This window comes from Amycolatopsis sp. NPDC005003 (assembly GCF_053600695.1).
Map to the genome: position 1 here is coordinate 383166 of NZ_JBSGAI010000001.1, position 22884 is coordinate 406049.

Genomic DNA, 22884 nt, shown 5'->3' on the forward strand with positions numbered 1-22884 from the left:
GGGAGGGAACCATGCGACGGTTCGGGGTCCTGCTGCTCACGCTCCTCACCTTCGGCACGGTGATCGCCGCACCGGCGGCCGCCGACGAGCCGGTCGTCGCCGCGAAGCCGCCCATGGGCATCTCGTGGTCGCGCGGCTGGAACCAGTGCCCGCGGATCGACGACGCGAAGGTCCGCGCCGCGGTCGACATGCTGGTCACCAGCGGCCTGAAGGACGCCGGCTACACCTACGTCGACATCGCGGGGTGCTGGGCGGCCAAGACACGCGCCGCCGACGGCAGGCTCGTGCCCGATCCCGCCAAGTACCCGGACCTGCCGGGGCTCATCGCCTACGTGCACGCCAACGGCCTGAAGTTCGGGCTGTACAGCGGCACCGGCGCGATGGTCTGCGGCAGCGCGATGCCCGGCTCCCGCGACCACGAGGAACTGGACGCGCAAACGTTCGCGGCCTGGGGCGTCGACTACCTGGACTACGACACGTGCGGCGGCGAGAACGGCGTCGCGGCGGCGGTCAAGAAGATGAGCGACGCGCTCAAGGCCACCGGGCGGCCGATCACCCTCGCCGTGATCAACACCTTTTCGGGGAGCTACCGCCCGTGGGAGTGGGCGCCCGGCGCGGGCGCGCACACGTGGCAGCTCAACACCGACCTCACGGACAACTTCACGGCCATGATGCAGGCGATGGACAAGCAGATCCCGCTCGCCGGGCACACCGGCCCCGGCGGCTGGAGCGACCCCGGCTACGTCAACTTCAGCATCGTCGACCCCTGGGTGCAGCGCGCGCAGTTCTCGTTGTGGGCGCTGATGAACGCGCCGCTGATGCCGAACGAGGCGTTCCCGCCGGCCACGATCGGCAACCGGGACGTGATCGCGGTCGACCAGGACTGGTCGGGCACCCCGGGCCGCAAGATCCGCGATCTCGGCGACGCCGAGATCTGGGCGAAGCCGATGTCCGACGGCTCGGTCGCCGTGCTCCTGCTGAACCGCGGCTGGACCGCCCGGACGATCGCGTTCGACCTCGCGGAATCCGGTGTCGCGCCGGCGTCCGCCTACCGGGTCCGCGACCTGTGGACCGGTGCGGAGCTCACCAGCACCGGCACGCTGCGGACGTCCGCACGCGGGAATTCCGGGACGTTCCTCCGCGTGTGGCCGGGTCAGCCGTCCCCCGCCGAGCCGCTGGTGACGCTGGGCGTGGAGCTGCCCGAGGGCTTCCTGGCCGGCCAGGAGGTGCCGGGCACGGTGACGCTGACCAACGACGGCGACACCCCGATCACCGACGCGCGGTACACGATCACCGTGCCGTCCGGCTGGGAGCTGGACGGCCCCGCGCAGGTCGACGTCCCGCGGGTCTCGCCGGGCAGCACGGTCACGCACGACATCACGCTGCGGCCGACGGCGGCACCGGCCGCGAAGGTGCTGGTCGGGGTGAGCGGCGGGTACACGAGCGAGTCCGGCCCGCGGTCCGCGGCGGGCTCCGCCGAGGCACCGCTGGTGACCGCGCCGAGCCCCGGGACGACGTACCTGGACATGCGGCCGTGGCTGTACTCCGAGAACGGGCTCGGCCCGGTCGAACGCGGCAGCGTGGCCAACGGGCGCGCGATGGCGATCGGCGGCGTCGGTTACCAGCCGAACAGCGGGATCGGCGTGCACGCGCCTTCGGTGATCCGCCTGTACCTGGGCGGGGCGTGCAAGACGTTCTCGACCCAGTACGGCGTCGACGACGTGTCGGGCCCGCAGGCCACGGTGACGTTCCGGGTCCTGGGCGACGGCCGGGAGCTGTTCTCGACCGGCGTCGTCGGGCGCGGCGCGGCGACGCAGAAGCTGACCATCCCGGTCACGGGCGTGCAGCAGCTGGCCATCGCCGTCGACGACGGCGGTGACGGTTCGGCGGACGAGTACGCGGACTGGATCGGGCCGAACGTCAAGTGCTGAAGGCCCCTTCGAGGAGCGCGACGGCCTGGGCGGTGCGCCGGTAGAGCACGTACCGCCCGTCGCGGACCTTGCTGACCAGGCCCGCCCGGTGCAACGCGCTCAGGTGGTAGGAGACGGTGCCCGGGCTGTACCCGGTCCGGGTGGCGAGCTCCGCGGTCGACCGCGGCGGTTCGAGGTCGGCCAGCAGCGCCGCCCGGGCCGCGCCGACCACCGGCGCGATCCGGCCCGGCCGCTGGTCGGCGCCCGTGCCGACCCCGTGCGCCGGGTAGCCGAGGACGACCTGGCCGGGGACGTCGATCTGGATGCTGATGACCGGCCAGCTGAGCACGCCGGGCGCGAGGACCAGCTCGCGGCCGGAGACGTCGGCCTCGCCGTCGAACGGCTTCACGACCGTGATCGCGTCGCCGGCCCAGCCGATCGTGTGGTGCAGGCTGCCGAGCACCCCGCCGACGCCGTGGCGGGCGATGGCCTGCGCGCGGTGGGTGATGTCCCGGTCGAGCACCGCCTGCAGGCCGGCCCAGTCGTCGGCCAGCGCGTCCCGCCAGAACCGGGCGAGGCCGTTGGCCAAGCGCCGGGGCATCGTCCCCGACTCCACGCTCCGCCGGACCGCCACCGGCACCGGTCTGGTCCAGTGGACCTGCGTGTGGGCCAGCACCTGGGTCTCGACGTCGTCCTGGGTGGTCGCCTCGATCCGCGCGATCTGCTCGTCGAGCAGGTCGCGGGGCCGGGTGGCCGTGCCCGGCTGCGGGGTGAGCAGGTCCGGCGTGTAGACCTCGCCGGGGCGCGGCAGCAGGTCCAGGAGCAGGGCGACGTCGGGGTGGGCGAGCGCCCCGCGGGCGAGCGGGCCGGGATCGCCGAACACCGGGTGCCGTCCCGCGTCGGCGGCGAGCTTCAGCCAGGCGAGGGACTCCGCGGCCAGCGATGGGGAAAACCGTGTCCTGGCCACTGTCTCGGCGTCGACCCGCAGCTTGAACACTCACCGACCGTAGCAGCGGAGCCGCCGGATTTGAACCGGCTCGAATCCTTTCCGGTCGGAGGTTCCCGCGGGGTTGAGTGGGGTGGTGTGCTTCCGACGTGCGACGACCATCGCCGCCGTGGCCGCCGTGCTGCTCACCTCGGCACCGGCCGCCACGGCCCGCGCCGCCGGTCCGGCCGCCGTCGGCTACCGCGCGTGTTCCCTCGTCCGCACGATCGCCTGGCACACCTGGGTGGCCGGTGCCGACGGGCGGTACCACCCCGGCACCGTCCGCCGGCCGTACCCGTTCAGCGTGGTGTTCCCGGTGGCTGCGCACTGAGTTCGAGCAACCGGGCCTGGGCGTCACGCAGGTAGCGGTCCAGCGCGGCCTCCGCGGCCTCGAACCGGCCGCGGCGCAGGTCGCGCAGGATCTGTTCGTGGCAGTCCAGGAACGGCTCGTAGAACGCGCGGGTGTTCTCGTTGAGCACGAAGAACAACCGGGTCTCGGCGAGCACCTGGCGCATCGTCGCGGACAGGCGCTCGCTGCCGGCCAGGTCCGCGAGGGCCTGGTGGAAGTGGATGCTGGCGGTGCCGACCGACGGCCAGTCCTCGGCCGCCGCCGCCGTCCGGCCGTCCTGAAGCGCTTGCTCGACCATCGAAAGATCCACTGTGGACAGTTCGGCCGCGCGGCGCAGGGCCCCGCATTCGGTGGCGCGGCGCACGACGTAGAGGTCCTCGATGTCCTCAGTGGTCAGTTCGCGCACGAACACGCCGCGGTTCAGCTCGTGCACGGCCAGCCGCTCGTGGGCGAGCAGCTGGAACGACTCGCGCAGCGTGTTGCGCGAGACGCCGAGCGCCGAGCTGATCACCGGCTCGGACAGCCGTTCACCGGGGGCGAAGACGCCGTCGGTGATGTACTGGCGCAGGATCGCCGCCACCCGCTCGGCCGTGCCGCTGCGCTCGAGCAGGTGCCGCGCGCTCTCCAGCCCCGAGGCATCGACGGTCACGGCACTACCTGACGCCGAGTTCGAAGTCGAGGCTGTACCGGTTGCCCGGCATCGCCCCCGCGGCCTTCGCGCCGTCGATCGGCAGCACGACGCCGTTGACGAACCGGGACTCGTCGCTCGCCAGGAACACCACGGCCTTCGCGACCTCCCAGGCCTCGCCGACGCGTGCCGCGGGCGTGCTCGCGACCAGCTGGTGCTGCTTGGTCTCGAACTCCTCCGGCGACGCGAGCACGCCGCGCAGCATGTCGGTGTCGATCGCGCCCGGGTTCACCGTGTTGGCCCGGATGCCCTGGTGCGCGTGGGCGACGGCGATGGACTTCGTCAGCCCGACCAGCGCGTGCTTGGTGGCGTTGTACACCGGGTCGCCGGGGCGGCCCATCACGCCGCCGTTGGACGACGTGGTGATGATGCTGCCCGCCTTCCGCTCGATCATGTGCGGGAGGACGGCACGGGTGCCGAGGAAGGCGGCGCGCACGTTCAGCGCGAAGATGTGGTCGAACTCGGCCACCGTCGTGTCCACAAGGGACTTGCCGAGGTGGATCCCCACGTTGTTGAACAGCACGTCGATGCGACCGGCCTCGGCCATGACGCCGGCCACGAACGCCGCCACGGCGTCCTCGTCGGTGGCGTCCGCTATGGCGTGGCGGCAGCCGTCGATCGCCTCCGCGGGCTCACGGATGTCGGCGGCGAAGACCGTCGCGCCTTCGGCGACGAACTCCTTCACCGTGGCGAGGCCGATGCCCCGCGCGCCGCCGAAGACCACCGCAACCTTGCCGGCCAACCGACCCATGTTCACTGCCCTGCTCTCAGTCGTGCTGTCTGCTCTTCGTCCACCGCGTAGTCCCCGGGGAGCCGGACGAGCGCGTCCGGCTCCCCGAGGTACCGCACTTCGACGCCGTACACCTCGCGCGCCGCCGCCACCGAGACGTACCCCTCGACGACGTCGGCGAGCACCGCCGCCACCGGCCGCTCGCGCGGTGGCCCGTACCCGCCGCCGCCCGGCAGCGTGACGTCCACAACGGACTCGGACGACAGCGGCACGCGGCTCTTCACGGCCAGGTCCGACCCGGTGCGCAGGCCGAACCGGCCGGGAGCGCCCGGTTCCCCACCGGCCACCCCGGACGCCGCGGCCCGCACCCGGTCGACGTTCCCGTTGACGCTCCAGGAAGGCACGCCGAGTGCGCCCATCGTGGTCACCTGTCCGAGTCCGCCGCGGAACCGGCCGGCGCCGCCGGAGTCCACGCGCAGCTCGCGTGCGTGCTGGACCAGCGGCGCCATGGTTTCGATGACCTCGGTGGGCGTCGAACGCAGACCGCTCGGGAAGCCGGTGGTGGACAAGCCGTCCTTGTCCGCCCGGGCGCCCATCCCGCCGGTCTGGAAGACGTTCAGCATGAAGCCGGGCCCGCGCCAGATGGTCATCCACAGCGCGTCCGCGCTCGGCGCGATCGCCGTGGCCGGCAGCGCGCCGATCAGCAGCGACGGCAGGAAGTGCCCGATCAGGTGCCGGGAGGCGACCGGGGCCGGCGGCAGGCAGTTCAGCACCGAGCCCTCGGGCGCGGTGACGTGCACCGGCCGGAACGACCCGGCGTTGTGCGGCACCTCCGGCGAGATCGCCGCCTTGACGGCGAACGACGCATACGCCCGCGTGTAGTTGAGCACCACGTTGATCCCGCGGCGGCTCTGCGGCGAGGAGCCCGCGAAGTCGAGGTGGATCTCGTCGCCGGCCACCGTGGCCGTGACGCGCAGGACGATCTCTTCGTCCTCGAAGCCGTCGGTGGCGATCTCGTTGGTGTACGTGCCGTCGGGCAGCTGCCGCAGCGCGTCGCGCAACGCCCGCTCCGAGCGGTCCATGATCTCGGCGGCGACGTCGTCGAGGCTGTCGAGGCCGAGTTCGTCCAGCAGCCGCAGCAGGCTCGTCGAGCCGACCTCGTTGCCGGTGACCTGCGCGTACAGGTCGCCGATGGTCTCTTCGGGGGTGCGGACGTTCGCCCGGATCAGCCGCTCCAGATCGGTGTTGACCTCGCCCGCGCGGAGGAACTTCAGGATCGGCAGGCGCAGGCCCTCTTCGAAGACTTCGTGGGCTTCGGCGGAGACCAGCCGTCCACCGATGTCCGGCGCGTGGCAGCACGACGCGAACCACGCGACCAGCCGGCCGCCGCGGAACACCGGGGTCGCCACCGTGATGTCGTTGATCTGGCCCGCGGTCTGCCAGGGGTCGTTGGTGAGCAGCACGTCACCGGGTTCGAGGGTCTCCGGCGGGTACTGCGCGACGAAGTGGTGCATGCCGGTCGCCATCGCGTTGATGTGCCCCGGCGTGCCGCCGACGGACTGGCCGATCATCTCGCCGCGCGAGTCGAACACCGCGCAGGCCAGGTCGAGCGACTCGCGCACGACGGCGGAGAAGGCCGTGTTGACCAGCGCGTTCTGCTGTTCGGCCAGGATCGAGTGCAGGCGGTTGCCGAACAACCCGACGACGATGGGGTCGACGCTCACACCGTCACCTCCAGCGCGCCGTCCTCCCGGACGACGCAGTGTGCGCCGGGTGGGACGACCACAGTGGACTCGCGCTCCTCCACGATGGCCGGTCCGTCGACGCGGGCGCCGGGTTCGAGCCGGTACCGGTCGAACACCGCCGTGTCGACAAATCCACCAGTCGATGGGAAGTAGGCCTGGCGGGTGCCCTTGCGCGCATTGCCCGTGGGCTGCACGGGAGGCCGCAGGGTCACGGCCGGTTTCGGCCCGCTCGACACGACCCGCCAGTTCAGCACCTCGACGCCGACTTCGGGCCCGGTGCGCCGGTAGAGCGCGCGGTAGGTGCGGGTGAACTCGTCGATCAGCGTTTCCGGCCAGGGGCCGTCGTGGACCGGGACGCGGATCTCGTAGCCCTGCCCGGCGTACCGCATCTCGGCGACGCGGTGGTGCGTCACGTCGTCCACTCCCGACTTGGCCAACAGCGCTTCACCCTCGGCCTCCATCTCGGCGAACAGCGCGTCGACCTGCTCCCAGGCCAGGTCGTGGACGGCCGCGCGCGCGGACCGCACGAAGTCGAACGCCAGCGGTGCGGTCAGGAACCCGGCCGCGCTGAGCACCCCGGCGGCGGGCGGCGCGACGACCGACGGCGCCCCGAGCGCCCGCGCGACGCCGACACCGTGCACCGGACCCGCGCCACCGAAGGTGTACATCGGGAGGTTCGCCGGATCGTGCCCGCGCTCGACGGCGTGCACCCGGGCGGCGTTGGCCATGTCCTCGTTGACGCTGGTGTGGATGCCCCAGGCGGCCTCTTCGACACTCACCCCGAGCGGAGCAGCAATCTTTTCGGAGAGCACTGCTCTCGCGGCCTCGGCGTCCAGGCGCATGCCACCGCCGAGGAAGTAGCCCGGGTCGAGGTAGCCGAGGACGAGGTCGGCGTCGGTGACCGTGGGCTCGGTGCCGCCGCGGCCGTAGCAGACCGGGCCGGGCTCGGACCCGGCCGAATCGGGGCCGACGGTGAGCAGGCCCAGCGCGTCGATGCGGGCGATCGAGCCGCCGCCGACGCCGATCTCGATCATGTCGGTGACCGGCACCCGCACCGGCAGCCCGGAGCCGGGCAGCAGCCGGTACTTGCGGTCCACTTCGAACTCGTGCGTCACCAGCGGTGCGCCGCCGGCGATCAGGCACAGCTTCGCCGTCGTGCCGCCCATGTCGAAGGCCAGCAGGTCCGGCGGCCCCAGCTCCGCGGCCGCCAGCGCCCCGCCCGCGGGGCCGGATTCGAGGATCCGGATCGGGTGCCGGGCGGCGGTGTCCACGGTGGCCAGACCGCCGTTGGACAGCATGATGTGCGGCGCCCGGGCGATGCCCAGCCGGTGCAGCCGCTGTTCGAGGTCGCGCAGGTAGCGCTCGGTGAGGTCCTGGACGTAGACGTTGGCGACCGTGGTCGACGCCCGCTCGAACTCGCGGATCTCGGGCACGACGTCGGAGGAGAGCGCCACCCGCAGCGAGGGCGCGACCTCGGCGAGGATCTCGGCCACGCGCCGCTCGTGCGCCGGGTTGGTGAACGCGTGCAGGAAGCAGACCGCGACGGCCTCGATCCCGCGGTCCGCCAGCTCCCGGCCGAGCCGGGCCACGTGCTCCTCGTCGAGTCCGGTGTGGACGGACCCGTCGGCGAGGATCCGCTCCGGGACGTCGAACCGCAGGTGCCGGGGCACGAGCGGCGCGGGCAGTTCCAGGTGCAGGTCGTACAGCTCGTACCGGTGCTCGCGGCGCATCTCCAGCACGTCGCGGAAGCCCGCGGTGGCCAGCAGCGCCGTCCGCGAGCCCGTGCGCTCGATCAGTGCGTTCGTGACCAGCGTCGTCCCGTGCACCACCTGCTCGACGGCCGAGAGGTCCGGGAGCAGGGCCGCCAAGCCCTCCTCGACCGCCCGGGCCGGTTCGTCGTGCGTGGTCAGGACCTTGCCGACGGCGACGATCCCGGTCGCGTCCACCGCGCAGAGGTCGGTGAACGTGCCACCGATGTCGACGCCGATCCTCATGTCCGGTACCACCGCGGCGAGGTGTTCAGCGGCGGCTTGAGCTTCGCCTTCACGACCAGCACGTTCGGCTCGTCGGACTCGACGAACTCGCCGAGCAGCCGCCGGAAGGCCCGCCCGAAGCCGGAGACGCGGTCGGCGTGCACCCCGAACGACCGGGCCAGGCCGACGAAGTCCGGGCTGTCCCAGTCGACGCCGCGGTGCGGCAGGCCCTCGCGGTCCTGGTCGTAGCGCAGCATCCCGTACCCGCCGTCGTCGACCAGGACGACGGTGACCGGCAGCTGTTCCTGCGCGAGCGTCGCCAGGTCGCCGCAGTTGTAGAGGAACCCGCCGTCACCGGTGATGCAGATGGCCCGCCCGGTGCCGGCCGCGGCCGCGCCGAGCGACGCCGGGAAGCCGTAGCCGAGGGTGCCCCAGCCCATCGGGTAGGCGAGCTTGCGTGGTGCCCGCACCCGGTGGAAGCCGCCGACCCAGTACCCGGCGACGCACATGTCCGACACCAGCACGGCGTCCGTCGGCAGCACCTCGTCCAAAGTGGACAGGAAGTCGTAGGCCTGCGGCTCTTCGTCGCGGATGCGCTGGCGCACGCGCCGTCCGATGCCGGCCAGCCGCAGCGTGATGTCGTCGAGCCCGTCGCGCTGCTTCGGCAGCAGCCGCTCGACGATCGAGCGCGCGTCCCCGACCAGCGTGAGGTCGGGCTGGTAGTTCTTGGCGGCGTCGTCGGCGTCGACGTTGACCGCGATCAGCCGGGGCGGCTTGGGCATCCGCCAGTTCTGCGTCATCAGGCCGTCGAAGTCGGTGCCGATGGCGAGCACGACGTCGGCCTCGTCCCACAGCTCGCCGACCTCCGGCGTGTGCACCGGGTTCGGGGCCAGGCACGGGTGGTCGAGCGGGAGCAGCCCGCGGGCGGCGAACGTGGTGATCACCGGCGCGGCGAGCTTCTCGGCGAGGGCGCCGATCGCGTCGCCCGCGCCCGAGCGCAGCGCGCCGCCACCGGCCCAGATCAGCGGGTGCCGCGCGTCGGACAGCATCGCCTCGGCCCGCGCGAGGTCGGGGACGTCGACGTCCGGCTTGCGGTGCGGAGCGGGCGGGCGCCGGTGCGGCACCTGTTCGCGCAGGTAGTCGGTGGGCACGCCGAGGTAGACCGGGCCGCTCTGCGGCAGCTGCGCGAGCCGGGCGGCGCGGTGGACCGTGGTGCCGATCTGGTCGGGCGCCCGCACGGTGAAGCCGCCCTTGGTCACCGGCGCGAACATCGCCTGCTGGTCGGACGTCTCGTGCAGCACGCCGCGGACGACGCCGGGCCGCCGCAGCGTCGAGGGGATGTCGGTGGCGATCACCAGCACCGGCGCCGCGGACGCCATGGCCTCGCCGACCGCGCCGAGCGTGTTCGCCGCGCCCGGGCCGGTGGTGACCAGCGCGACGCCGAGCTTGCCGGTGGCGCGGGCGTAGCCGTCGGCGGCATACCCGGCGGTCTGTTCGTGGCGAACTCCGACCAGCTTGATGCGGGTTTCACCGAGCGCCTCCCACAGTGGCAGGTTGTGCACCCCCGGAAGGCCGAAGACGATCTCCGTTCCGAGCGCTTCCAGCGCGTCCACCAGCTCCCGAGCACCACTCACAGCCACGGCTCGGATACTGCCAGATCGTTGAACGATCTGGCAATCGACCCCTAGACGATGTTGTGCTCCGCCGGTGCGGTATCGACGGTTTCGAACCGCCGGACGTCGAGCTCGGCGAGGTCCACCGCCGGCCGTCGGCCCAGGTAGAGGTCCCGGATCAGCTCGCCGGTGGCCGGGCCCATCTGGAAGCCGTGCCCCGAGAACCCGGTCGCGTAGAAGAACCGCGACAGCAGGACGCTTTCCCCGATGATCTGGTTGCGGTCCGGGGTCGTTTCGTACAGCCCGGCCCAGGCCGTCCGGATGCCGGCGTCGAGCACGGCGGGGATCCGGCGGCCCGCCAGCCCGGCCAGCCGCGGCAGCCACTCGCCGGGTTCGTAGCGGGTGTCGAACCCGGGGACGCCGTCGCCGTCGGAGAACGACATCGCCAGGCCGGGTCCCTCGCGGTGGAAGTAGAAGGCCGACGGCATCTCGATGGTGAGCGGAACCGATTCCGGCAGCCCGGGCACCGGCCCGGTGAACACGACCTGCCGCCGGTACGGGCGCACCGGCAGGTCCAGCCCGGCCAGCTCGCCGATCCGGCCCGACCACGCGCCGGCCGCGCACACCACGGCGCCGGTTCCGACGACCCCCGCCGTCGTGACGACGCCGGTCAGCGTGTCGCCGTCGCGCTCGATCCCGGTGACCTCGACGCCGGTCCGCAGCTTCGCGCCGTGCGCGCGGGCCGCCTTCGCGTAACCCTGGACCACCGCGTCCGGGGTCGCCTTGGCGTCGTCCGGCGACCAGAGGGCGGCCACGACCCCGTCGGTCTCCACCAGGGGGAGCACCTTCTTCGCTTCGGCCGGGTCGAGCAGGTGGCTGCGGACGCCGTGCTCGCGCTGGAGTTCGGCGCAGCGTTCGAACGCGGGTACGTCGGCCGGTTCGGTGACGAGGTAGAGGTAGCCGTCACGGCGGAAGTCGATCTCGGTGCCGAAGTCGCGGGAGAAAGCGCTGTACGCGGCGAGCCCGCGCAGGCCGAGCTCGACGTTGACGCGGCTGGTGAACGACGAGCGGACGCCGCCCGCGGCCTTCGCCGTCGAGCCGCCGCCCAGCTCGCCGCGGTCGAGCAGCAGCACGTCGACGCCGGCTTCGGCGAGCCGGAACGCGCAGCTGACGCCGATGACGCCACCGCCGATCACGACGCATTCGGCCATCGGTGGCAAGGACGTTTCCCCTGCGCCGCGGGCGGTCATACTCGCCAGAGTAGAACGTGATCCACCGGCGGCCGCCGAGCGCGTAGAGTCGGCGTGCCGAGCTCGAGAGGTGATGTCCCATGGCGATGATGCCCGTGACCGATTCGATGTTCCTCCTCGTCGAAACGCGCGAGCATCCGATGCACGTGGGCGGTCTGCAGCTGTTCAAGAAACCCGAGGGCGCCGGCGACGACTACCTCCGCGACGTCCGGAGCAACCTCCTCGAATCGGACAACATCCGCTCGGTGTTCCGGCGCCGCCCCGCGCGGCCGGTCAACACCATGGGCCACGTGGCCTGGGCGAACGACACCGAGCTCGAGCTCGACTACCACTTCCGGCACTCGGCGCTGCCGCAACCGGGTCGCGTCCGCGAGCTGCTGGAGCTGACGTCACGCTGGCACGGCACCCTGCTCGACCGGCACCGGCCGCTCTGGGAGACCCACCTCATCGAGGGGCTGGCCGACGGCCGGTTCGCCGTCTACACCAAGGTCCACCACGCGCTGATGGACGGCGTCTCGGCGCTGCGCCAGCTGCAGGGCACGCTGTCGGACGACCCGGCGGACCTGGATTGCCCGCCGTGGTGGGGGACCCGGCACAAGCCCGGCGAAGAGCGCGAGAAGCGCCCGCGGTCACTGCTCGGGACGGCTCGGAAGACCGCCAACCAGCTCGCGAGCCTGGCCCCGGCCGCGATGAAGGTGGCGCGGGAGGCGTTCGGCGAGCACACCATCACCCTGCCGGGCCAGGCGCCGAAGACGATGCTCAACGTGCCGATCGGCGGCGCGCGGCGGTTCGCGGCGCAGTCGTGGTCGCTCGACCGCGTCCGGCAGGTGGCGACCGCGGCCGGCGTGTCGCGCAACGACGTCGTGCTCGCGATGTGCTCGGGCGCGCTGCGCGACTACCTCATCGAACAGCGGGCGCTGCCGGACGCACCGCTCATCGCGATGGTGCCGGTGTCGCTGCGCCGCCAGAACGACCCCGGCGAGGCGGCCGGCAACAACATCGGCGCGCTGCTGTGCAACCTGGCCACCGACCTGCCGGACGCGGGCAAGCGGCTCGTCACGATCCACCAGTCGATGCGCAACGGCAAGCGGCTGTTCTCCGAGCTGACGCCGTTGCAGACGCTGCTGCTGTCGGCTGTGAACGTCGCGCAGCTCGGCGTGTCGCCGATCCCGGGCATCGTCAAGAACACGCGGCCGCCGTTCAACCTGGTGATCTCGAACGTGCCCGGCCCGCGCAAGCAGATGTACTGGAACGGCGCCCAGCTGGACGGCATCTACCCGGCGTCGGTGCTGCTGGACGGCCAGGCCGTGAACATCACGCTGACCAGCAACGGCGACAACCTCGACTTCGGCGTCACCGGGTGCCGCCGAAGCGTCCCGCACCTGCAGCGGATCCTGACCCACCTCGACACCGCGTTGGTGGAACTCGAAGCCGCGGTGAGGTAGCCCGCTCACCGGCTCCCCCATCGGAAGGAATCTTTCCGAACTCGCTGGTCAGCTCCGTGGCGCGCTCCTAGGGTGGCGATGATCACCCCCGGAGAGAGGAGCAGGCCATGACCGAGGAGTGGACGACCCCGGACTTCGTCGAGTACGAAACCCCGATGGAGGTCACCGCCTACGCGGCCCGCATGGCGGACTGACGGATGCCGGTCGAGCCACTGCCGGAAAGCGCATTCATCGACGCGCTGCGCGGTCTTTCCGGCCGGTACTGGGGCACGCACCCGTTCCACCGCCGGCTGCACGCGGGCGAGCTCGACGAGCGCGCGCTGCGGATCTGGGCGGCGAACCGCTGGTACTACCAGTGCGTGCTGCCCCAGAAGGACGCGGCGATCATCAGCAACTGCCCGGTGCCGGAGATCCGCCGCCAGTGGCTCGACCGGATCGTCTACCACGACGGCGTGAGCGCCGGCACCGGCGGGATCGAACGCTGGCTGCGCCTCTGCACGGCCGTCGGCCTGAGCCGCGACGAGGTGCTCGACGAGCGGCACGTCGCTCCCGGCGTCCGGTTCGCCGTGGACGCCTACGTGACCTTCGCGCGGACGAAGCCGTGGTGGGAGGCCGTCGCTTCCGGGCTGACCGAGATGTTCGCCGGGCACCTGATGCAGCGGCGGGTGGCGGACATGCTCGCTCATTATGCGTGGATCGCGCCGGACGACCTGGCCTACTTCACCAACCGGATCGACAAGGTTTCCGGCGAAGGCAAGGACACCCTCGACATCGTGGTGCGCCACTGCGTCACGCGCGAACAACAGGACCGCGCGATCGCCGCGCTGTCGTTCAAGTGCGACGTGCTGTGGTCGATGCTCGACGCGATCGAGCGGGCGGCCGCGTGATCACCGCCGATTCGGTTCCGCAGCTGCGCCGCGGCGTGCGGCTGTCCTTCGACCACGTCCGGGAGACGCACGTGCTGCTCTTCCCCGAAGGCGTCCTGGTGCCGAACCCGACCGCGGCGGCCGTGCTCGAGCTCTGCGACGGCGCCCGGTCCGTCGGCGAGATCACGACGGCGCTTTCCGAGCGCTACTCCGGCGTGGTCGCGCAGGACGTCGTGTCCGTGCTGACCCGGCTCGGGGAACGGCGGGTGGTCGCATGGACGTGAGCCCGCCGCTCGGCCTGCTGGCCGAGCTGACCCACCGCTGCCCGCTGCACTGTCCTTATTGCTCGAACCCGGTCGAGCTGACTTCGCGCGCCGCCGAACTGTCCACCGAGGAGTGGCTGTCGGTGCTGTCGCAGGCGCGGGAACTGGGTGTGCTGCAGGTGCACATGTCCGGCGGCGAGCCACTGCTCCGGCCGGATCTGCCTTCGCTGGTGGCGCACGCACACGGGCTCGGCTGCTACGTCAACCTGGTCACTTCGGGGCTCGGCCTGACGCCTTCGCGGCTCGACGACCTCGTTGCGCGCGGGCTGGCGCACGTCCAGCTTTCGGCGCAGGGCGCGACCCGGGAGCGGTCCGATCTGCTGGCCGGGGCGAAGGCTTTCGACCGGAAGCTGGCCGCGGCTTCTTTGGTGAAGGCGGCCGGGCTGCCGCTGTCGCTGAACGTGGTGCTGCACCGGCAGAACCACGACCAGCTGGCCGGGATCATCGAGCTGGCCGAGCGGATGGGCGCGGACCGGCTGGAGCTGGCGAACACGCAGTACTACGGCTGGGCGCTGCGCAACCGGGACGCGCTGATGCCGACCGCTGCCCAGCTTGCCGCGGCGGAGCCGGTGGTACGCGCGGCGGTTGCCCGGCTGCGCGGGACGATGGAGATCGTCTACGTCGTCGCCGACTACCACGAGCCGTACCCGAAGCCGTGCATGTACGGCTGGGGTGCGCGGCAGCTGACGGTGGCGCCGGACGGGACGGTGCTGCCGTGCCCGGCGGCGTCGGCCATCTCGACGCTTTCGCTGTCTTCGGTGCGGGACACGCCGCTGGCCGAGATCTGGTACCGCTCGTCGTCGTTCAACGCCTATCGGGGCGAGGACTGGATGAGCGAGCCGTGCCGCACGTGCGACCGCCGCGGCCTCGACTTCGGCGGCTGCCGCTGCCAGGCGTTCCTGCTCACCGGCGACGCGGCGGCGACGGACCCGGTGTGTTCGCGGTCGCCCCAGCGTTCTGTGGTCGATCTTGTCTTGTCCCGCCCCGAGGTTTCCGACCTGGTCATGCGCCGGTGAAGGTGATCCTGCTGGGCACCGCGGCGGGCGGTGGGTGTCCACAGTGGAATTGCGCGTGCCGGCTCTGCGTTTCGGGGCTGCCGCCACGCACCCAGGACTGCGTCGCGATCAGCGCGGACGGCGCCGGCTGGTACCTGCTGAACTGTTCCCCGGACATCCGGGCACAGCTGCTCGGGACGCCGGAGCTGCGGGCCGGTCCGGGGCCGCGCGAGATCCCGCTGCGCGGGGTGCTGCTGACGGACGCCGAACTCGATCATTCGCTGGGCCTGCTGATGCTGCGCGAGTCGGGCGGGCTCCCGGTGTGGGCGCCGCCGGCGGCGCTGTCGGCACTCTCGCCGTTCGTTTCCGTGCTGGACGGTTACGGCGGCTGGACGTATTCGTCTGTTGTGGACATTCCGGGGTTGCGGGTCGAGGCGCTGCCGGTGAGCGACAAGCGGCCGAAGTACGCCTCGGGTGCGGACGGGCCCTGGGTGGTCGCCTACCGCATCTCGGACCCGGCGACGGGCGGGGTGCTGGTGTACGCGCCGTGCCTGCGCAGCTGGCCGCCCGGGTTCGACGAGTTCGTGGCGGACGCGTCGCTCGTGTTGCTGGACGGCACGTTCTACGCGCCGGACGAGATGGCCGGGGTCGGCGGACCGGACCAGCTCGCAATGGGCCACCTGCCGATCACGGCGAGCCTGCCCCGGGTAGCTGGGCGGCCGTGGGCGTACACGCACCTGAACAACACGAACCCGGCCCTGGACCCGGCATCGGCCGAGCACGCGGCGGTGCTGGCGGCGGGGGCCGCACTGCCGGGGGACGGCACGAGGTACCTACTTTAAGCCGTTGACAGCGGTGGTTGGCTGAAGCCATGCGCCCACCGGGTCCCGCGCATCACCCACCACCGGCGGCCGCCCTGCGCCATCCCGCCGCGCGCCACTCAGCGGCCACCTGCACCAGCCCTCACCGCCCGATCCCGACAAGCGAACCGCACCACCCCGCCACGCGCCGCTCATCGGCCACCCGCACCAGCCCACGCCGCCCGACCCCGACCGGCGAACCGCGCCACCCCACCGCGCACCGCCCATCGGCCACCGCCACCAGCCCACGCCGCCCAATCCCGACAAGCGAACCGCACCACCCCGCCACGCGCCGCTCATCGGCCACCCGCATCAGCCCACGCCGCCCGATCCCGACCGGCGAACCGCGCCATCCCGCCGCACGCCATCGGGCGTCGGCTGAGCTGCCTTTCGGCGGGCCGGAGGCGCTGCCGTGAGCACGCCACTCCTCGCCCCGCTTCGGGAAGCCCGGTTCCGCGCGCTCGTCACCGGGCGGAGCCTGGCCGACTTCGGGAATGCCGTTGCTCCCTTTGCCCTGGCCTTCGCCGTGGTCGATCTCACCGGGTCGGCCGTCGATCTCGGGATCGTCGTCGGGGCTCGTTCGCTCGCCAATGTGCTTCTGCTGCTCTTCGGCGGGATGCTGGCCGACCGGCTGCCGCGGTCCGTCATCCTGCAGGGCACCGAAACCGCCGCCGCGCTCACGCAGGCCGCGATCGCCGCGAGTGTCCTTTGTGGATTCGCCTCGATCCCGCTGCTGGCGGGGCTCGGGCTCGTCAACGGCGCCGTCTCGGCCATCTCGCTGCCCGCGGCCGCCTCGCTCACGCCGTTGACCGTGCCGCCCGCGCTGTTCGCCCCGGCGAACGCCCTGGTCCGGCTGCTCTCCAACGCCGGCCGCATCGCCGGGGCCGGGCTGGCCGGTGTGCTCGTCGCCTTCGCCGGCTCCGGGTGGGCGCTCGCCGGGAACTCCCTGCTCTTCCTCGCCGCCGCGCTGGCGTACCGCCGCATCCGGCTGCCGCGCGGGGAACGCGTCCCCGGCAGCCGTCCGCTCGCCGAACTCGCCGAAGGCTGGCGGGAGTTCCGTGCCCGGTCGTGGGTGTGGCTCGTGGTGCTCCAGTTCATGATCGTCAACGCCGCGATCGCCGGCGCGCTGCTGGTGATCGGCCCACTGGTCGCCGACGACACGTTCGGCCGCACCGGCTGGGGCTTCGCCCTGGCCGCGCAGACCGCCGGGTCGCTGCTCGGCGGGGTACTCGCCGCCCACTGGCAACCCCGGCGGATGCTGCTCTTCGGCGTCGCGCTGACCATGGTCGACGCGCTGCCGATGCTCGCCCTCGGCCAGACGCCGTACCTGCTGCCGCTGCTGGCCGCGATGTTCCTCTCGGGCGTGGCGATCGAACAGTTCGCCGTCGCGTGGGACGTGTCGCTGCAGGAGAACATCCCGCCGGACAAGCTCGCCCGCGTCTACTCCTACGACATGCTCGGCTCGTTCATCGCCATGCCGCTCGGCCAGCTCGCCGCCGGCCCGCTGGCCGAGCACGCCGGCCGGTCGGCGACGCTCCTGGGCGGCGCGGCCCTGGTCATCGGCGCCACCGCGCTCGTGTTGTGCAGCGCCCAGGTGCGGGGGCTCGTCCGCCGGGAGCCGGTCAGCCCGGGCTGACCCTCCGGCCCACGCCAGGTCGCGGTGGCCGCCGGGACGCGGCCGGCGCTTCCGCGGCCACTTCCAGGGCGGTCAGGCGGGCGCCCAGGGCCGCACTTCCTCCAGCAGCTTCGCCACGGCCAGCACGAGGTCGTCCGAGTGCCGCGGCCCGACGATCTGCAGGCCGACCGGCAGCCCCGCCGACGTGCGCCCGGCCGGCACGCTGATCGCCGGCTGCTGGGTCATGTTGAACGGGTACGTGAACGGCGTCCACTCCGGCCACTCGCTCAGCCCGCTGCCCGGCGGCACGTCGTGCCCGGCCTCGAACGCCGCGATCGGGAGGGTCGGCGTGATCAGCACGTCGTAGCGCGTGTGGAACCCGCCCATCCGGATGCCCAGCGCGGCGCGCTCGGCGGTCGCGTCGAGGTAGTCGCTCGCCGTCCACTTCTTGCCGAGTTCCCAGACCCGGCGCAGGCCCGGGTCGGTCCGGTCCGCGGACCCGGGCGGGAACGAGTCCAGCAGCTTCGCCGCCCCCGAGGACCACAAGACGTCGAACGCCGGCTTCGGGTCGGCGAACCCGGGATCGGTCTCCTCGACGTGCAGGCCGGCGTCGCCCAGCGCGCGGACCGCTTCCGCGACGATCGCGGCCACCTCCGGGTCGACGTCGACGTAGCCGAGCGTCGGCGAGAACGCGGCGATCAGCCCGCGCACGTCCCGCCGGACGGCCTCCCGGAACGACCCCACCGGCGGCGCCAGCGCGGCCGGGTCGCGGTGGTCGGGCAGCGACAGGACGTCCAGCAGCAGCGCGGTGTCGTCCACCGACCGAGCCATCGGCCCGGCGTGCGAAAGCGGGCCGAACGGGCTGGCCGGGTAGAGCGGGATCCGGCCGTGGGTCGGCTTCAGCCCGACGATGCCGCAGAACGACGCCGGGATGCGCACCGAGCCACCGCCGTCCGTGCCGACCGACAGCTCGCCCATCCCGGCCGCGACGGCCGCGGCGCTGCCGCCGCTCGAGCCGCCCGCCGTCTTCGACGGGTCGGCCGGGTTCCGCGTGATGCCGCACAGCGGGCTGTCGGTGACGCCCTTCCAGCCGATCTCGGGCGTGGTCGTCTTGCCCAGCAGCACCAGGCCGGCCTCGCGCATCCGCGCGGCGACCGGGCTGTCGACGTCCCACGGCTGGTCGGGGTCGATGCTCTTCGAGCCCCGGACGGTGGGCCAGCCCTGGGTGAGGAACATGTCCTTGATCGAGGACGGCACGCCGTCGAGCCACCCGATCGGGTTGCCGTCCCGCCAACGGACCTCGGACGCCTTGGCCTGTTCCAGCGCGCGGTCGGCGTCGACGAGGCAGAAGGCGTTGCACTCGCCGTCCCGGGCTTCGATGGCCTGCAGCGCGTTCTGCGTCGCCTCGACCGGCGAAAGCTCGCCGGTCGCGTAGGCGGCGACGAGCTCGCTGGCGGTCAGCATCCTGTCGTTCATCCGGCTCCCTGGTTCCCCGACGGCACGTAGCCGAGCGTCTTGTCGACGACATTGCGCAGCGGCTCCCCAGCGCGCCAGCGGCGGAAGTTTTCGGTGAACACCTCGACCAGCGTGTTCCGCCAGCCGATGAAGTCGCCGGACATGTGCGGCGAGATCAGCACGTCCGGCAGGGTCCACAGCGGGCTTTCGGCCGGCAGCGGCTCGGTGTCGAGCACGTCGAGCGCGGCGCCGGCGATGGCCTTGCTTTCGAGCGCTCCTATGAGATCCGACGTCACCACCAGCTCGCCCCGGCCGACGTTGACGAACCGCGCCGACGGCTTCATCGCGGCGAACGCGCGCGCGTCGAACATGCCCTTCGTGTGCTCGGTCAGCGGCGCCACCGCGACGACGTAGTCGGCGTGCGGCAGGACCTCGGTGAGCCGCGCGGACTCGTGCACGACGCCGAAGTCCGGGTCGCCGATGCGCTCCCGGCGGCCGGCGCCGCTCACCCGCATCCCGGCCGCGCGCAGCAGCCGCGCGATGGCCCGGCCGATCGGCCCGGTGCCGACGACCACCACTTCCCGCCCGGCGATCCGCTCGGTCTCGCGGTGCCGCCAACGGCCTTCGCGCTGCAGGTCGTGCGAGCGCGCGAAGTCCTTGGCGAAGGCGAGCACGACGCCCAGCACGTACTCCGCGATGGCGTCGTCGAAGACGCCCCGCGAGTTCGTCAGGACCACCTCGCTCTCGCGCAGCCCGGGGAACAGCACAGGATCGACGCCCGCGCTGGCGATGTGCAGCCAGCGCAGCCGGTCGGCCGCGTGCCACGCGCCGGGCACCGCCGTGGAGAGGAAGTCGTAGACGAAGAGGGCATCCGCTCCGGACAACGCTTCGGCGAGCCCGGCCGCGTCCGTGTAACGCACGACCGCCCCGGATTCGACAGCACGCATGTCCGGTGGGCGGGACTCGCCGCAGAGCACTGCCAGGACGGGGGCTTCCCGGTGTTCCGAGACGATCACGTTGACACGGTAAAAGTGACTCGTATGATTGTCAACAATCCGAGGAACGACCCCCGGAGCACCGGACGTGTCAAGTACGGACGTATTCCGGAGGCTGAGCCTTGGATTTCGACTTCCTGGCGTTCGACGGCCCGCTGGCGCAACGCGGCATCGGGGTCATCGCGCCGTTCGACCTCGCGCTGGAGCGCGAGCTCTGGCGCTGGGTGCCGATGGAGGTATCCCTCCACCTCGCCCGCACGCCGTACGAGCCCGTGCCGGTCAGCATGGAGATGGCCCGCCTGGTCAGCGACAGCCACCACCTGGCCAGCGCCACCCGCGACGTGCTGCACGTCGAGCCCGAGGTCGTCGCCTACCTCTGCACGTCGGGCAGCTTCGTCAACGGCGTCGACTACGAGCGCTCGCTGACCAAGGCGATCTGCGACGCCGGCGCGCCGGACGCCGTCACCACCTCGGGCGCGCTGGCCGAAGTGCTGCACCAGCTCGACCTCCACCGCGTCTCGGTGCTCACGCCGTACGACGCCGACCTGACCAGCGCCCTGCACGCCTTCCTCGCCGAGCTGGACGTCACGACCGTCGCCAGCGACCACCTCGGCCTGGGCGGCGGCATCTGGAAGGTCAGCTACCGGACCATCGCCGAGCGCATCCTCGCCGCCGACCACGGCGACGCCGAAGCGATCTTCGTCAGCTGCACCAACCTCCCCACCTACGACCTGATCGAACCCCTGGAAGCCGCGCTCGGCAAACCGGTGCTCACCGCCAATCAGCTGACGATGTGGGCGTGCCTGCGCCGGATGCACCTCCCCATCGTCGGACCCGGGAGGTGGCTCCGTGACGTGTCGTGAAGGTTTTCCCTTGACCTCCCCTCTAGGATTGTCGACAATTTGCGTCCCCTCCGGAGGTTCCGTGACCACCATCGGTTTCATCTACCCCGACCACGCGGCCGAAGACGACTACCCGCTGGCCGAGCAGCTGCTCGGCGGCATGGCCGTCGACGAGGGCGACATCCGGCTGGCCGTCGAGCACATCTACGGCACCGACAAGCACGCGGTGGCCGAGCTGCTGGACCTCGGCAGCGAGGCCCGCCTCGCCGACGGCGCCGCCCTCCTCGCCAAGCACGAGCCGGCCGCGGTGATCTGGGCCTGCACCAGCGGCAGCTTCGTCTACGGCTGGGAGGGCGCCCGCGACCAGGCCGACCGCCTCGCCGCCGTCGCCGGTGTCCCGGCCTCCAGCACCTCCTTCGCGTTCGTGCACGCCGCGCGGGCGCTCGACGTCAAGCGGGTCGCCGTCGCCGCCAGCTACCCGGACGACATCGCCCGGCTGTTCGTGGACTTCCTCAAGGCCGGCGGCATCGAGGTGGTCTCGATGGCCAGCGCGGACATCGTCACGGCGGCCGAGGTCGGCGCGATGAGCCCGGAGGCCGTCGTCGAGCTCGCCGTCGGCCACGACCACCCGGACGCCGAGGCGGTGCTCGTGCCGGACACCGCCATGCGCACCCTCGGCGAGATCAACGCCGTGGAAGCCGCCCTCCGCAAGCCCGTGCTGACCGCCAACCAGGTCACGGTGTGGGAGGGCCTGCGCCTGACCGGCCAGCAGCGGCTCGTCCGCTCGCTCGGCGCGCTCTTCCGGCACCTGCCCCACGGGAGTGCCTGAGATGGCCCTGCCACCGGGCATGCTGCCCGAGATCGAACCGGTGAGCCGCGAGTCGACGGCCGCCGTCATCGCGCGCCAGCTTCGCGACGCGATCATGACGGGCGCCCTCCCGCCCGGGACCCAGCTCGGCGAGACCGAGCTGGCCGCGCGGTTCCAGGTGTCACGGGGGCCGCTCCGGGAAGCCATGCAGCACCTGGTGTCCGAAGGGCTGCTGCGGAGTGAAAGACACCGCGGGCTGTTCGTGATCGACCTCGAGCCGGGCGACGTCTACGACATCTACGCGGCCAGATCCGCGATCGAGCGGGCGGCCATGCAGCGCGCCCTGCGCGGCGGCGACCGCGACCGGATCGCGGACGTCCTCGAGCAGACCGTCGCCGAGATGGCGACCGCGGCGAGCGAGGACGACCCCACCGCGTTGTCGACCGCGGACCTGAAGTTCCACGAGGCGCTGATCAACGCCTCCGGCAGCAAGCGGCTGGTGCGGATGGCCCGGACGCTGCTGATCGAGACGCGGATGTGCCTGACGGCGTTGCAGAGCACGTACCAACGGGTCGAGGAGCGCGTGGAGGAGCACACGAAGCTGATCCAGGCACTTCGGGACGGCGACGAGGAGACGGCGCTGGCGTTGCTCGAGGCCCACATGGAGGACGCGGTGCAACGGCTCGCGCCGGGCACGAGCTTGAAGGACGGGGAAGCGCCGCCGGTGCCGGGAAACGCGTGATCGGGATCTGAACTCCTGTGATCCAGGACGGAACTCACGTGACCGGAGCCGGAACTCGCGTGATCCGGGACGGAACTCACGTGACTGCAGCCGGAACTCGGGTGATTGGGCGGGCATCTCCTGTGACTGGGCGGGCATCTCCTGTGACTGGGCGGGCATCTCCTGTGACTGGGCGGGCATCTCGCGTGACTGGCGGGGCATCTTGTGTGTCTGGAGGGGCATTGCGGGGTGGGGGTCAGTGGGCATGGCGGGGTCCTAGGACCGGCTGGCCTGCCTGGCCGTCGCGGTAGTCGGGGGACCAGGGGAAGCGGCCCTCTGTGTCCGCGTGGACCAGTTGCAGGGCGCGGATTTCGGGCCCGTACAGCGCTGCTGCGAACACCAGGTGGACCGACGGCTCCGCGAGCTCGACGACCTCGGCAGGCGCGCCGCCGGGCAGGCGGATGCGGTCGCCCGCGGCCGGTGGTGGGCCGGTGGCCACGGAGTTCAGCAGGTTGCCCGCCGTGAGCACCGGCAGGCCGGTCACCACCAGCTCCGGCAAGCCGTACCCGCTCAGGCCGATCGTGTAGGCCCACGGCGGGTGCGGCCCGGCTCCCTCCACTCCCTGCACCAGCCAGCCCCGCGCGGCCACGCCGCCGCGAAGCCGCTCCAGGTACCCGGGTCTGTCCCGGTTCTCGCACTCGAAGCACATCGGTGAC

22 protein-coding genes are annotated in these 22884 nt (G+C 72.2%); 12 read left to right on the forward strand and 10 right to left on the reverse strand.

Features of this window, described 5'->3' with window-relative positions; genetic code table 11:
• The first annotated feature begins 11 nt into the window (after positions 1 to 11).
• A complete protein-coding gene (locus tag ACWED2_RS01910) occupies positions 12 to 1931 on the forward strand; it encodes an NPCBM/NEW2 domain-containing protein (RefSeq protein WP_449688529.1) in 1920 nt (639 codons plus the stop codon).
• Here the strand turns inward: ACWED2_RS01910 and ACWED2_RS01915 are convergent.
• Positions 1921 to 2907 carry a DUF5937 family protein gene (locus ACWED2_RS01915; protein ID WP_449688530.1) on the reverse strand — a complete coding sequence of 329 codons (987 nt, stop codon included), beginning with the start codon at positions 2905 to 2907 and terminating at the stop codon, positions 1921 to 1923. The genes ACWED2_RS01910 and ACWED2_RS01915 overlap by 11 nt on opposite strands.
• Positions 2908 to 2992: 85 nt before the next feature.
• Between ACWED2_RS01915 and ACWED2_RS01920 the strand changes: the two genes are divergently transcribed.
• A complete protein-coding gene (locus tag ACWED2_RS01920) occupies positions 2993 to 3226 on the forward strand; it encodes a hypothetical protein (protein WP_449688531.1) in 234 nt (77 codons plus the stop codon).
• Here ACWED2_RS01920 and ACWED2_RS01925 read toward each other — a convergent pair.
• The 6 genes from ACWED2_RS01925 to ACWED2_RS01950 form a co-directional block, all read right to left on the reverse strand.
• On the reverse strand, positions 3195 to 3893 hold the full coding sequence (locus ACWED2_RS01925) for a GntR family transcriptional regulator (protein ID WP_449688532.1): 699 nt from the start codon (positions 3891 to 3893) through the stop codon (positions 3195 to 3197). The two genes, ACWED2_RS01920 and ACWED2_RS01925, sit on opposite strands and share 32 nt — an antisense overlap.
• A gap of 4 nt (positions 3894 to 3897) precedes the next feature.
• Positions 3898 to 4683 (reverse strand): SDR family NAD(P)-dependent oxidoreductase, encoded by a 786-nt coding sequence (locus ACWED2_RS01930; protein WP_449688533.1) that lies wholly within the window; start codon positions 4681 to 4683, stop codon positions 3898 to 3900.
• Positions 4684 to 4685: 2 nt separating this feature from the next.
• Positions 4686 to 6386 carry a hydantoinase B/oxoprolinase family protein gene (locus ACWED2_RS01935; RefSeq protein WP_449688534.1) on the reverse strand — a complete coding sequence of 567 codons (1701 nt, stop codon included), beginning with the start codon at positions 6384 to 6386 and terminating at the stop codon, positions 4686 to 4688.
• Complete coding sequence (locus ACWED2_RS01940) at positions 6383 to 8401, reverse strand: hydantoinase/oxoprolinase family protein (protein ID WP_449688535.1); 2019 nt, start codon at positions 8399 to 8401, stop codon at positions 6383 to 6385. Before ACWED2_RS01940 ends, ACWED2_RS01935 begins: the two co-directional genes overlap by 4 nt.
• Positions 8398 to 9993 carry a thiamine pyrophosphate-binding protein gene (locus tag ACWED2_RS01945; RefSeq protein ID WP_449688643.1) on the reverse strand — a complete coding sequence of 532 codons (1596 nt, stop codon included), beginning with the start codon at positions 9991 to 9993 and terminating at the stop codon, positions 8398 to 8400. Before ACWED2_RS01945 ends, ACWED2_RS01940 begins: the two co-directional genes overlap by 4 nt.
• 71 nt (positions 9994 to 10064) lie before the next feature.
• Complete coding sequence (locus tag ACWED2_RS01950; RefSeq protein WP_449688536.1) at positions 10065 to 11243, reverse strand: NAD(P)/FAD-dependent oxidoreductase; 1179 nt, start codon at positions 11241 to 11243, stop codon at positions 10065 to 10067.
• Positions 11244 to 11323: 80 nt separating this feature from the next.
• Here ACWED2_RS01950 and ACWED2_RS01955 point away from each other — a divergent pair, with 80 nt between their 5' ends.
• The 7 genes from ACWED2_RS01955 (at position 11324) to ACWED2_RS01985 (ending at position 17368) form a co-directional block, all read left to right on the forward strand.
• The gene (locus tag ACWED2_RS01955; protein ID WP_449688537.1) at positions 11324 to 12688 is read left to right on the forward strand and encodes a WS/DGAT/MGAT family O-acyltransferase; all 1365 of its coding nucleotides are present in this window, start codon (positions 11324 to 11326) and stop codon (positions 12686 to 12688) included.
• A gap of 107 nt (positions 12689 to 12795) precedes the next feature.
• Positions 12796 to 12882, forward strand: coding sequence for a pyrroloquinoline quinone precursor peptide PqqA (gene pqqA, locus ACWED2_RS01960; RefSeq protein WP_043776987.1), 87 nt, complete (start codon positions 12796 to 12798; stop codon positions 12880 to 12882).
• A 3-nt stretch (positions 12883 to 12885) separates the two neighbouring features.
• Positions 12886 to 13575 carry a pyrroloquinoline-quinone synthase PqqC gene (gene pqqC / locus ACWED2_RS01965; protein ID WP_449688538.1) on the forward strand — a complete coding sequence of 230 codons (690 nt, stop codon included), beginning with the start codon at positions 12886 to 12888 and terminating at the stop codon, positions 13573 to 13575.
• Positions 13572 to 13838: a pyrroloquinoline quinone biosynthesis peptide chaperone PqqD gene (pqqD, locus tag ACWED2_RS01970; RefSeq protein ID WP_449688539.1), complete on the forward strand. Its 267-nt coding sequence runs from the start codon at positions 13572 to 13574 to the stop codon at positions 13836 to 13838. Before pqqC ends, pqqD begins: the two co-directional genes overlap by 4 nt.
• Positions 13829 to 14893, forward strand: coding sequence for a pyrroloquinoline quinone biosynthesis protein PqqE (gene pqqE / locus ACWED2_RS01975; protein ID WP_449688540.1), 1065 nt, complete (start codon positions 13829 to 13831; stop codon positions 14891 to 14893). Before pqqD ends, pqqE begins: the two co-directional genes overlap by 10 nt.
• On the forward strand, positions 14890 to 15714 hold the full coding sequence (gene pqqB / locus ACWED2_RS01980; protein WP_449688541.1) for a pyrroloquinoline quinone biosynthesis protein PqqB: 825 nt from the start codon (positions 14890 to 14892) through the stop codon (positions 15712 to 15714). Before pqqE ends, pqqB begins: the two co-directional genes overlap by 4 nt.
• Positions 15715 to 16144: 430 nt before the next feature.
• On the forward strand, positions 16145 to 17368 hold the full coding sequence (locus ACWED2_RS01985; protein ID WP_449688542.1) for an MFS transporter: 1224 nt from the start codon (positions 16145 to 16147) through the stop codon (positions 17366 to 17368).
• A gap of 72 nt (positions 17369 to 17440) precedes the next feature.
• Here ACWED2_RS01985 and ACWED2_RS01990 read toward each other — a convergent pair whose 3' ends face one another.
• Together ACWED2_RS01990 and ACWED2_RS01995 are read right to left on the reverse strand one after the other, a co-directional pair.
• Complete coding sequence (locus ACWED2_RS01990) at positions 17441 to 18823, reverse strand: amidase (protein WP_449688543.1); 1383 nt, start codon at positions 18821 to 18823, stop codon at positions 17441 to 17443.
• A complete protein-coding gene (locus ACWED2_RS01995) occupies positions 18820 to 19749 on the reverse strand; it encodes a D-2-hydroxyacid dehydrogenase (RefSeq protein WP_449688644.1) in 930 nt (309 codons plus the stop codon). The genes ACWED2_RS01990 and ACWED2_RS01995 overlap by 4 nt, the downstream gene beginning before the upstream one ends.
• A 170-nt stretch (positions 19750 to 19919) precedes the next feature.
• On the opposite strand from ACWED2_RS01995, the gene ACWED2_RS02000 reads away from it, so the two are divergent.
• From ACWED2_RS02000 to ACWED2_RS02010, 3 genes are all read left to right on the forward strand, one after another.
• The gene (locus tag ACWED2_RS02000; protein WP_449688544.1) at positions 19920 to 20660 is read left to right on the forward strand and encodes a maleate cis-trans isomerase family protein; all 741 of its coding nucleotides are present in this window, start codon (positions 19920 to 19922) and stop codon (positions 20658 to 20660) included.
• A 61-nt stretch (positions 20661 to 20721) separates the two neighbouring features.
• Entirely contained in the window at positions 20722 to 21468 is a 747-nt protein-coding gene (locus ACWED2_RS02005; protein ID WP_449688545.1) for a maleate cis-trans isomerase family protein, read from the forward strand.
• Between the two features lies 1 nt (position 21469).
• Complete coding sequence (locus ACWED2_RS02010) at positions 21470 to 22189, forward strand: GntR family transcriptional regulator (protein ID WP_449688546.1); 720 nt, start codon at positions 21470 to 21472, stop codon at positions 22187 to 22189.
• Positions 22190 to 22424: 235 nt separating this feature from the next.
• Here ACWED2_RS02010 and ACWED2_RS02015 read toward each other — a convergent pair whose 3' ends face one another.
• Positions 22425 to 22877, reverse strand: coding sequence for a DUF4262 domain-containing protein (locus tag ACWED2_RS02015; RefSeq protein WP_449688547.1), 453 nt, complete (start codon positions 22875 to 22877; stop codon positions 22425 to 22427).
• Positions 22878 to 22884: the final 7 nt, after the last annotated feature.